Origin of the sequence: Sporosarcina sp. FSL W7-1283 (assembly GCF_038003105.1) — a bacterium.
Lineage (GTDB): Bacteria > Bacillota > Bacilli > Bacillales_A > Planococcaceae > Sporosarcina > Sporosarcina newyorkensis.
In genome coordinates, this window is sequence record NZ_JBBOOL010000001.1 from 1,277,208 (window position 1) to 1,288,169 (window position 10,962).

General features: G+C 43.9%; 11 protein-coding genes. All 11 read left to right on the forward strand.

The window, feature by feature from the left end; genetic code table 11:
* The 11 genes from smc (at window position 1) to ylqF (ending at window position 10,937) form a co-directional block, all read left to right on the forward strand.
* Window positions 1-3,561 (forward strand): chromosome segregation protein SMC, encoded by a 3,561-nt coding sequence (smc, locus tag MKY93_RS05990; RefSeq protein WP_340758537.1) that lies wholly within the window; start codon window positions 1-3, stop codon window positions 3,559-3,561.
* A 13-nt stretch (window positions 3,562-3,574) separates the two neighbouring features.
* On the forward strand, window positions 3,575-4,597 hold the full coding sequence (gene ftsY, locus MKY93_RS05995) for a signal recognition particle-docking protein FtsY (protein ID WP_078817769.1): 1,023 nt from the start codon (window positions 3,575-3,577) through the stop codon (window positions 4,595-4,597).
* Between the two features lie 63 nt (window positions 4,598-4,660).
* Window positions 4,661-4,993 (forward strand): putative DNA-binding protein, encoded by a 333-nt coding sequence (locus MKY93_RS06000; protein WP_078817768.1) that lies wholly within the window; start codon window positions 4,661-4,663, stop codon window positions 4,991-4,993.
* Window positions 4,994-5,005: 12 nt separating this feature from the next.
* Entirely contained in the window at window positions 5,006-6,361 is a 1,356-nt protein-coding gene (ffh, locus tag MKY93_RS06005; RefSeq protein WP_340758538.1) for a signal recognition particle protein, read from the forward strand.
* A gap of 91 nt (window positions 6,362-6,452) precedes the next feature.
* Window positions 6,453-6,725 carry a 30S ribosomal protein S16 gene (rpsP, locus tag MKY93_RS06010; protein ID WP_040758254.1) on the forward strand — a complete coding sequence of 91 codons (273 nt, stop codon included), beginning with the start codon at window positions 6,453-6,455 and terminating at the stop codon, window positions 6,723-6,725.
* A gap of 15 nt (window positions 6,726-6,740) precedes the next feature.
* Window positions 6,741-6,974, forward strand: a complete 234-nt coding sequence (locus MKY93_RS06015) for a KH domain-containing protein (protein ID WP_009765535.1) — start codon at window positions 6,741-6,743, stop codon at window positions 6,972-6,974.
* A gap of 695 nt (window positions 6,975-7,669) precedes the next feature.
* Entirely contained in the window at window positions 7,670-8,185 is a 516-nt protein-coding gene (rimM, locus tag MKY93_RS06020; protein ID WP_340758539.1) for a ribosome maturation factor RimM, read from the forward strand.
* Window positions 8,185-8,922, forward strand: a complete 738-nt coding sequence (gene trmD, locus MKY93_RS06025) for a tRNA (guanosine(37)-N1)-methyltransferase TrmD (protein ID WP_078817866.1) — start codon at window positions 8,185-8,187, stop codon at window positions 8,920-8,922. The genes rimM and trmD overlap by 1 nt, the downstream gene beginning before the upstream one ends.
* A gap of 128 nt (window positions 8,923-9,050) precedes the next feature.
* The gene (rplS, locus tag MKY93_RS06030) at window positions 9,051-9,395 is read left to right on the forward strand and encodes a 50S ribosomal protein L19 (RefSeq protein ID WP_040758253.1); all 345 of its coding nucleotides are present in this window, start codon (window positions 9,051-9,053) and stop codon (window positions 9,393-9,395) included.
* A gap of 105 nt (window positions 9,396-9,500) precedes the next feature.
* The gene (gene lepB / locus MKY93_RS06035) at window positions 9,501-10,067 is read left to right on the forward strand and encodes a signal peptidase I (protein WP_425441341.1); all 567 of its coding nucleotides are present in this window, start codon (window positions 9,501-9,503) and stop codon (window positions 10,065-10,067) included.
* An 18-nt stretch (window positions 10,068-10,085) separates the two neighbouring features.
* Complete coding sequence (gene ylqF, locus MKY93_RS06040; protein ID WP_078817764.1) at window positions 10,086-10,937, forward strand: ribosome biogenesis GTPase YlqF; 852 nt, start codon at window positions 10,086-10,088, stop codon at window positions 10,935-10,937.
* Window positions 10,938-10,962: the final 25 nt, after the last annotated feature.

Genomic DNA, 10,962 nt, shown 5'->3' on the forward strand with positions numbered 1-10,962 from the left:
GTGTTTTTGAAGAAATTAGAGATTACAGGATTCAAGTCTTTTGCAGAGAAGATCCATATTGACTTTGTTCCTGGAGTCACAGCCATTGTCGGCCCAAACGGCAGTGGGAAAAGTAATATTATTGATGCCATTCGATGGGTGCTTGGCGAACAGTCAGTGAAATCTTTGCGTGGCAGTAAAATGGAGGACGTCATTTTTGCAGGAAGCGATTCTAGAAGAGGCGTCAATTTTGCGGAAGTCACGTTAATTTTAGATAATAGCCAAAATCTGTTTCCGCTCGACTATACAGAAATCAGTGTCACCCGCCGTGTTTTTCGTTCAGGAGAAAGTGCTTATTTGATCAACGGACAAGCCTGCCGACTAAAAGATATTACGTCCATGTTCATGGATTCAGGTTTGGGAAAAGAAGCATTTTCTATCATCTCTCAAGGCAGAGTCGATGAAATCCTGAATAGCCGTGCAGATGAACGCAGAAATGTCTTTGATGAAGCGGCAGGCGTATTGAAATATAAGACACGTAAGCTGCAAGCAGAACATAAACTTTTTGAGACCACAGATAACTTAGATCGAATCTTAGATATTCTGAAAGAAATCGATGATCGTCTTGGTCCTTTGGAAAAAGAAGCGACGGCTGCACGTCAAGCAGAGCATTTTCTGGCTGAACTTCGAGAGGCGGATGTTCGTTTATTAAACTATGATGCCTGGACACTTCGGCAACAAATTCTTGAAAAGTCAACAGCGATGAAAGCCGATGCAGATGAACAAATGAAATTGAATGGCCAATTGACTGAACGAGAGAAAGAGCTGGAACACGATAAGAAAAGCTTGCAGAAACTAGAGTCCACGCTTGAAAGTTTGCAAAACGAGTTAATAAATAAAACGTCTGAGGCGGAAAAATGGGAAGGCAGACGGTTGCTTTCCCTTGAAAAGAATCGGAATACAAAACAGCAACTCGATCGAATTCAGTCAGAGTTGCAATCAGCAGAAAAAAACAAACAGCTTACTGAAGAAAAATTACAGGCAATGCAATCAAAACAACAATTATTAAAAAAAGAGTTATCCCACGCGTCTAAGGATATCAATCAAGTGACTGGCATGCTGAATAGTTCGCTCAAGGAAACGGAACAACAGATCGACGATTTGAAGTCCGTTTATATTGAAAAACTGAATGAAGAAGCGACTTTACGCAATGAAGTGAAGCATGTGGAAGAGCGATTGCAAGGAGAAAAATCCTCAACTGAAAAAATCACTGTCCAAACTGCCCTACTCTCAGAACGCATGCAAGTATTAATCAAAGAACAACACGAAAAGAACCGGCAAAAAGAGAGTATTCAACAGCAGATTAATGAGACGGAACAGTCGGTTGAAAAATGTCTATTGCAGTTGAAAGAATCAGAAGAACTTCTAACTACGCAACAGCAGTTTTTGCAGCAAGCCGTGCGTAAACAGTCGGAAATGCAAGGAAGAATGCGGGCTCTTGAAAGTTTGGAAAAAGATCTTTCGGGATTTTATTCAGGTGTGAAAGAAGTGCTGCACGCGAAAAGTCAGCAACGTATTCAAGGAATTGAAGGGGCGGTAGTGGAGTTGATCTCGACTGAACCCGCTTACGCAAAGGCGATTGAAACAGCCCTTGGCGGTGCGATGCAGCATATCATTGCGGCAACGGAGCGCGATGCAAGGAAAGCGATCGGCTATTTGAAATCGAAAAACTTAGGTCGAGCGACATTCCTTCCGTTGGACATTATAAAACCGCGTGAGTTGCCGATGAACAGCAGACAGCTCTTAAGCCGTCAGCCAGGTTTTATCGGTACAGCATTTGAATTGACTCAGACAGCTGCGAAATATGAATCAATTGCCAAAAACTTATTAGGGCAAACGATTGTGGCGAATGACTTAAAAGAAGCAACGGCAATCGCTAAGGCCATTGGCTATCGATTTCGTATTGTCACGCTGGATGGGGATGTCGTCAACGCAGGAGGTTCTCTGACAGGCGGCGGTGCGAAAGGGCAGTCTACCTTGTTCTCACGGAAAGCGGAATTGGAAACAATCTCCGAACAGTTGCAACAAATGGATGAATCGATTCGGCAAGCAAATCATAAAATGTCGCGGACACGAGAGCAAGTTGGCGTGGGCCTACAGCGTCGTGATCAATTGCAGAAAACAATGGAAGAACTGCAACGGCAGAAAGCCATTGCGCATACTTCATTGCAGGAAACGGAGATGGAGATCCGTTCTGTCAAAATGGAGATATCGACCATTGAAATGGGCAGGAATGATACCGTATCTGCCGAAAAAGAATTAACGGGCAAAAAGGAAAGGCTCTCTGCACAGCATTCTGCAATCCAACATGAGCTGAATGAAATTACAGCCAAATTGGAAAGTTTAGAGCGTCTGGTAGAAAATCGCAGAGAAGAGCAAGAGGCATTACGACAGAAATTACATGAGCTGCAGCAAAAGAGCGCAGTCTTGAAAGAACAAAGTACCTATCAATCCAGTACGATTCAAGAAGCGCGTGATATGATGGTTGAGTTGGATCAGACGATCTTACGCCTGCGGGAAGAACAACGATATAACCAAGAGCATCTAGTCGGTACGGAACTTTCACCTGAAGAAATTGAAGCAAATATGAAACAGTCGAACACCGCAAAATTGCAGTTGGAAGAAACGATTGAAGTGGAGAGAGCGAAGCGGCTTCAGCAAACTGAGCTCGTCAATCAACATGAATCTCAGCTTAAGTTGCTTCGACAGCAGGTTCATACGATCAATGACCGATTGAATACGGTGAAAATCCAGTTGTCGAGGCTCGAGACACAGCATGAGACAGTGACGAATCGTTTAGATGAAGAATATGGTTTACTGCCAGATACCGCTTATTTAACAGATGAAACGGATATCCCGCAGCTTAGGACAGCGGTGGATTCTTATAAGCAGCAACTGGCGGATCTCGGTCCAGTCAATCCGAACGCGATTCAAGAGTTTGAAGAAGTTTCAGAACGTCATCAGTTTTTAAGTGCACAGCGTAATGATTTAGTCGAGGCAAGAAATACGTTGCAAGAAGCGATGTCTGAAATGGATCAAGAGATGAAGAGTCGCTTCCAGACAACGTTCGAAGCCATTCGAAGTCATTTCCATCGAGTGTTTCAAGATATGTTCGGCGGCGGTGAAGCGGATTTAATTCTGACGGATCCATCTAATTTGCTGACAACAGGAATCGATATTGTCGCACGTCCGCCAGGTAAGAAACTGCAAAATCTAAGTCTTCTTTCGGGCGGAGAGCGTGCATTAACCGTCATTTCACTGTTATTCTCCATTTTGGAAGTCCGCCCGGTACCATTTTGTATTTTGGATGAAGTGGAAGCCGCGCTGGATGAAGCGAACGTGGTGAGATATAGTAATTACTTGAAGAAGGTTTCAGAACAGACACAGTTTATCGTCATTACACATCGGAAAGGAACGATGGAAGGTGCGGATGTGCTGTATGGCGTCACTATGCAAGAATCTGGTGTATCCAAACTGTTATCTGTCAAACTTTCAGAAGTGGCAGAAGAAATCAGTAGCTAAGGAGTGGGGTTAATTGTCTTTTTTCAAGAAGCTGAAAGAAAAAATTACAGGTACCAATGAAGCCGTTACAGAGAAGTTTAAAGATGGTTTGACCAAAACACGCGATTCATTCACGTCGAAAGTCAATGACCTAGTCTCACGTTTCCGTGTGGTGGATGAGGAGTTCTTTGAAGAATTGGAAGAAGTGCTCTTGCAAGCAGACGTGGGCTTTGAAACAGTTATGGAATTGATTGATTTATTGAAGGATGAAGTGAAACGCAAAAATATAAAAGATACAACCGGCATGCAATCATTGATTTCTGAAAAGCTCGTGGAGATTTATAATGCGGGTGAAGAAATGTCTAATGAATTGAATATCGAAGAAGGCCGTTTAAATGTCATTTTAATGGTCGGTGTTAATGGTGTAGGGAAAACGACCACAATTGGTAAAATGGCAGCCCGTTTGCAAAAGGAAGGGAAAACCGTCATGCTCGCTGCAGGCGATACATTCCGTGCAGGCGCAATCGATCAGCTCGTTGTTTGGGGAGAACGGACAGGAGTTGAAGTCGTACGTCAGGCAGAAGGCTCCGACCCGGCTGCTGTTATATATGATGCAGTTAAATCTGCCAAAAAACGAAATGTTGATGTCTTAATTTGTGATACTGCAGGTCGTTTGCAAAACAAAGTGAACTTGATGAATGAGCTTGAAAAAGTGCATCGTGTCATTGGCCGCGAAATCGAAGGCGCGCCTCATGAAGTGTTGTTGGCACTCGATGCAACGACTGGACAAAATGCTTTAATTCAAGCTCAAACATTCAATGAAGCAACAAAAGTGACTGGCATCGTATTGACGAAACTTGATGGGACAGCGAAAGGCGGTATCGTCCTGGCAATCCGCAGCAAGCTGGATATTCCTGTGAAATTTGTTGGTCTTGGGGAAGGTATTGAAGACTTACAACCGTTCGATCCGGAAAAATATGTGTATGGTTTATTTGCAGATGGTCTGGAAATGGAAGATCGCGATGAAGAAGAGGCGGAAAACGAAGAAGACAAGTAAATATACTTGACAGACATGCGTGTGAACGCTAGTATGAAAAGGTGAGGAAAAGGGGTTGGCGTCATGCTTGAAAAAACGACAAGAGTGAACTTCCTCTTTGATTTTTATCAATCATTATTAACGGATAAACAGCGATCATATATGCAATTATATTATTTGGATGATCTTTCTCTCGGTGAAATCGCTGAACAATATGGCGTGTCGAGACAAGCGGTGTATGATAATGTGAGAAGAACGGAAGCTATGCTGGAAGATTATGAGGAAAAGCTCAATCTATTCGAGAAGCATGAGAGGCGTCTTGAAGTCGTTGAGCAATTACAGCAAATTATCCCGGCAGACGATTCCTCTTCCACCAAAGTTCTTGAGCTATTACATACCTTGAAAGATTTTGATTAGGGGGGATTGTCTATGGCATTTGAAGGTTTAGCCGAACGCCTGCAAGGAACGCTGAATAAGATTACAGGCAAAGGGAAAATCAATGAAGCTGATGTCAAAGAAATGATGCGTGAAGTACGTTTTGCATTGATTGAAGCGGACGTTAACTTGAAAGTCGTAAAAAGTTTTGTCAAAACGGTCAGCGAACGCGCAGTCGGTCAGGATGTCATGAAGAGCTTGACGCCTGGACAGCAAGTTGTAAAGATCGTTAAAGATGAATTGACGAACTTGATGGGTGGAGAACAAAATCCAATTCAGTTTGCCCGGAAATCACCAACGGTCATTATGATGGTCGGATTACAGGGTGCGGGTAAAACAACGACGACAGGGAAATTGGCAACCGTACTACGCAAGAAACACAATAAAAATCCATTGCTGGTTGCAGCGGATATCTATCGTCCAGCGGCGATCCAACAACTTGAAACGTTAGGAAAGCAAATTTCGGTTCCTGTGTTTTCTATGGGGACGGATCAGTCCCCTGTTGAAATTGCTCGCCGGGCGATGGAAGAAGCGGAAAAAGAGCATAATGATGTCGTCATCATCGATACAGCCGGCCGCTTACATGTGGATGAAGCGTTGATGCAAGAACTAAAAGACATTCGTGAATTGACGAAACCGGATGAAGTATTCTTAGTTGTCGATGCAATGACAGGTCAAGATGCGGTCAACGTAGCGAAAAGCTTCGACGAAATGATCGGCATCACGGGTGTCGTCCTAACAAAACTAGATGGCGATACACGAGGCGGGGCGGCTTTATCCATTCGTACCGTTACCGAAAAGCCGATCAAATTTGTCGGTATGGGCGAGAAAATGGATGCGCTCGAATCATTCCACCCAGAGCGTATGGCTTCAAGGATACTCGGCATGGGCGACGTCATGTCGTTAATCGAGAAAGCACAAGAAAATGTGGACGAAGAGAAGGCAAAAGAGCTGGAACAAAAACTTCGCACACAAAGCTTTACGCTGGATGATTTCCTTGATCAGCTACAGCAAGTGAAAAAAATGGGGCCGCTCGATGAAATTTTGAAAATGATGCCTGGTGCCAATAAAATCAAAGGGCTCGACAACGCAAAAGTAGATGAGGGCCAAATGGGGCGTGTGGAAGCCGTCATTTATTCGATGACGCTTGCTGAACGCGAAAGTCCGGATATCATCAATGCGAGCCGAAAGAAACGAATCGCAGTCGGATCCGGTACGTCGATTCAAGAAGTCAATCGCTTACTGAAGCAATTTGAAGAAATGAAGAAAATGGTCAAGCAGATGACCAATATGCAACAAAAGGGTAAAAAGAAGGGCAAAATGCCTAGTTTTGATTCGTTTTTCAAATAATATAACAGGTGTTAAGAAAAAACACTTTACAAACAAACGAAACCTTGATAATATACTATCTTGTGTGAAACTATTCGGAGGTGTAGATAAAATGGCAGTTAAAATTCGTCTAAAACGTATGGGAGCTAAGAAATCTCCTTTTTATCGTATTGTAGTAGCTGATGCACGTGCACCACGTGACGGCCGTCAAATCGAAACAGTGGGTACATACAATCCACTTACTAAGCCAGCAACAGTCAATATCAATGAAGAATTGGCTTTGAAATGGCTTCAAGATGGCGCAAAGCCATCTGATACTGTGCGTAACTTGTTCTCAGAACAAGGCATCATGGAAAAATTCCATAACGCTAAATACAGCAAGTAATTTGGAGGGGTGGACATGAAGCAGCTGATTGAAACAATTGTAAAGCCGTTAGTCGATTACCCGGATGACGTGAAGGTGGTAGCAGATGAACAGTCACAACGTGTTGTTTATCAGTTATCAGTGAATGCGGAGGATATGGGAAAAGTGATCGGAAAGCAAGGTCGTGTGGCAAAAGCGATCCGTACGATTGTTTATTCAGCAGCAGGCAGCCACCACGGCAAAAAAGTGTATTTGGATATTTTGGATTGATCCAAAAGGAAGGAGCCCCGGTTCCTTCCTTTTTTGCACGTATAAATGTGTTTCGTATAAAGAAAATTAGTGAAGAAGACTTTGGCTTGTGGTCTGGGGATTTGCGCTCTGGGTGGACGCTTTCCGTGGGGCGTGCGGTGAGCCTCCTCGTCGCTGCGCTCCTGCGGGGTCTCACCTGTCACGCTAATCCCACAGGAGTCGCCACCCGCCGCTTCAATCCCTACTTTGTGACGGATAGTATAATGACTAATCCATTGTACTTTTTAAGTGACAGAGTGTTATTTCCTCGCAATAATGATCAACGTTCAAAGACAGATGATAACCAGCTTTGTTCGTGGGCTTTTTGCAGTTGAAATCACCTTAAAGCCTTTAAACTTAGTCAACGAAAGATGCCAGTTTTGCGACCTGAATATGAAATCTCTTCTCAGATTTTAAAACAACTACAGTGGTCTTGCTATTTGCTACCACACTCATAGTCAGGATTGGAGCGGAAGACGGGGGCGACTCCGGGAGGATCAGCGTGAGTCTTGAGACCCTGGACTGAGCGAAGCGAAGGAAGCGGCTCAAGCCACGCCCTCCGGAAAGCGCCTCCGTCTGAAGCGTAAATCCCGGAGTACTCGCTAACTGTCCTTTCAACCTATTCAATCTAGTTTATTTGATTTTATTCTTAAATATATTTTAACGGAGGCGAAATAATGGAATGGTTTAATGTAGGGAAGATTGTTAATACGCACGGTATCAAAGGCGAAGTTCGTGTCATGTCTACAACGGATTTCCCGGACGAGCGTTATGCTGTCGGGAGCGAACTTGCGATCTTCATGCCGAAGAGCAAGACACCGATTTATGTTAAGGTAGCAAGTCATCGCAAACACAAAAACTTCAACCTTCTAACATTTGAAGGCTACCCGACGATCAATGACGTGGAAAAACTGCGTGACGGCATCGTCAAAGTATCGGAGAAAGAACTGACCGAGCTGGAAGAGAATGAATTTTACTACCATGAAATCATCGGCTGCCGTGTCATCACTGAAACAGGGGAAGACATCGGAAAAGTCACTGAAATTATCGAGACGGGCGCCAATGATGTCTGGACGGTTACACCGGCAGAAGGAAAACCGCATTACATCCCCTATATAGAAGATGTCGTAAAAGACATCGACATTGAAGAACAGGTTATCACCATCGAACTGATGGAAGGTCTGCTTTCATGATGCAAATCGATGTACTGTCGCTGTTCCCTGAAATGTTCGAAGGCGTCCTTCATTCATCGATCATGAAAAAGGCGCAGGATCAGCAAGCCGCTTCTTTCCGCGTCACAGACTTTCGTGACTACTCAACGAATAAACATAGAAAAGTGGATGACTATCCGTATGGCGGCGGTGCAGGAATGGTATTGAAGCCGGAACCGCTGTTTGCCGCCGTCGAATCATTGACAAGCACCAGTGAAAGTAAGCCGCGTGTAATTTTGATGTGTCCTCAAGGAGAGCGCTTCACACAGAAGAAAGCGGAAGAACTCGCACAGGAGCAGCATTTGATTTTCATCTGCGGCCACTATGAAGGATATGATGAACGGATCCGTGAGCATTTGGTGACCGATGAACTTTCCCTTGGCGACTTCGTCTTGACCGGAGGAGAAGTGGCTTCAATGGCGATGATCGACAGCGTGGTTCGCTTATTACCTGATGTGCTCGGCAATGATCAATCGGCTGTCCACGACTCCTTCTCCACTGGCATGCTGGAACATCCACAGTATACACGCCCTGCCTCTTTCAACGGCCTCGACGTGCCGGCTGTACTGTTATCAGGGAATCATGCCGAAATCGATAAGTGGCGGGAAGAGCAAGCATTTCAGCGTACGGCAGAGCGGCGTCCGGAGTTGTTGGAAGAAGCCCCGCTGACCGAACATCAGCAAAAACTTTATCAGCAATGGAAACGAAAAATAGACTGAAATTGCTTGATTGAACAGAAAGCTTATGATATGATATGTGAAGCGCTTTTTAAAAAAGTGCCTATTTACTGACGTTCCGCTGCAAATGTAAGGCGTGCAAGAACTTCAGAAAAGAAGGAGAGAAAATCATGCAAAAACTAATTGCAGACATTACAAAAGATCAGTTACGTACTGAACACCCTGATTTCCGTCCTGGAGATACACTACGTTTACACGTAAAGATCATTGAGGGTACTCGTGAGCGTATCCAGTTATTCGAAGGTGTTGTAATCAAACGCCGCGGTGGTGGAATCAGTGAAACATTCACTGTCCGTAAAATTTCAAACGGTGTTGGAGTGGAGCGTACATTCCCTGTACACACACCAAAACTTGCTAAGATCGAAGTAACTCGTCGCGGTAAAGTTCGTCGTGCTAAGTTGTACTACCTACGTAGTCTACGTGGTAAAGCAGCACGTATTAAAGAACTCCGCTAATCAGATAAGCGCAAAACGAAGGAGGCCTTGCATTTGGCCTCCTTTCTTTTTGCGCATAAAGTAATTAGGCGTTACAATAATAGCAGACAAGGGCAGGAGGCTAGATTGATGGAAGAGAAAAAAACGAAAAGTGAAGGGCTGGAATGGATCAAAGCACTCTTGATCGCATTTGGATTGGCTGCAATTATACGAGTCTTTTTATTCACACCGATCGTCGTCGACGGTATTTCCATGATGCCGACACTAGAGCATGGGGATCGAATGATCGTCAATAAAATCGGTTATACCATTGGAGAACCACACCGCTTTGATATCGTCGTATTTCATGCACCTGAACAAAAAGACTATATTAAGCGTGTAATTGGGTTACCAGGAGATACAGTGGAATACAAAGATGACGTTCTTTATATTAATGATAAACCTTATGAAGAACCGTATCTTGATAAATACAAAGCGGAAATTCAAGATGGCACGTTGACTGAAGATTTCACGCTGCAAGACATACCGCAAATCCAGGCGAGTGTTGTGCCGGAAGACCATGTGTTTGTTATGGGAGACAATCGTCGAAAAAGTAAAGATTCCAGACATATCGGTCCGGTTGCGATAGATGAAATCATTGGCAGCACTAGCGTAATATTTTGGCCGATCAAAGATTTCGGTTTTGTGAAATAAAGAAAGGAGACGATTCGAATGACTATTCAATGGTTTCCAGGCCATATGGCAAAAGCAAGACGGGAAGTATCTGAGAAGCTTAAACTCGTCGATATCGTATTTGAATTAATAGATGCAAGACTGCCGCTGTCTTCACGTAATCCGATGATCGACGAAGTGATTCAGCAAAAGCCGCGGCTGCTGATTTTAAATAAAATGGATTTAGCAGATGAAGTGCAGACGAAGCGCTGGATTGCTTATTTTGAAGAGCGTGGCTTTCGAACAGTGGCGATCAATTCATTTGAAGGCAAAGGTCTGCAAACTGTCACGAAGGCAGCAAAAGAAATCCTTCAGCCGAAATTTGACCGAATGAAGCAAAGAGGAATCCGTCCAGGTGCCATACGTGCGATGATTGTCGGTATACCAAACGTAGGGAAGTCGACACTGATCAATCGATTAGCTAAGAAAAACATTGCGAAAACAGGAAATAAACCAGGTGTGACGAAAGCGCAGCAATGGATTAAATATGGCAAAGAGCTGGAGTTATTAGATACTCCAGGTGTGCTTTGGCCAAAATTTGAAGACCCTGAAGTTGGTTTCAAGCTGGCATTGACAGGTGCGATCAAAGATTCTGTTCTGAACATGGAAGAACTGGCTGTCTATGGTCTTCGATTTTTATCGGAACATTATCCGGAACGACTGGAAGCACGTTATCAACTGACTACGATTGGCGAAGATATTTTAGCGATCTTCGATCAAATTGGAGAGCGGCGGAAAGTTTACAGCGCAGGTGCAGAAATTGATTACGATAAAGTGGCAGATTTAATTGTTCAAGATATACGTGATCAGCAAGTGGGTAAGCTAACGTTTGATTTTCCGGAAGAATCATAACAAATTAGAGCAACTGTTTGGGACG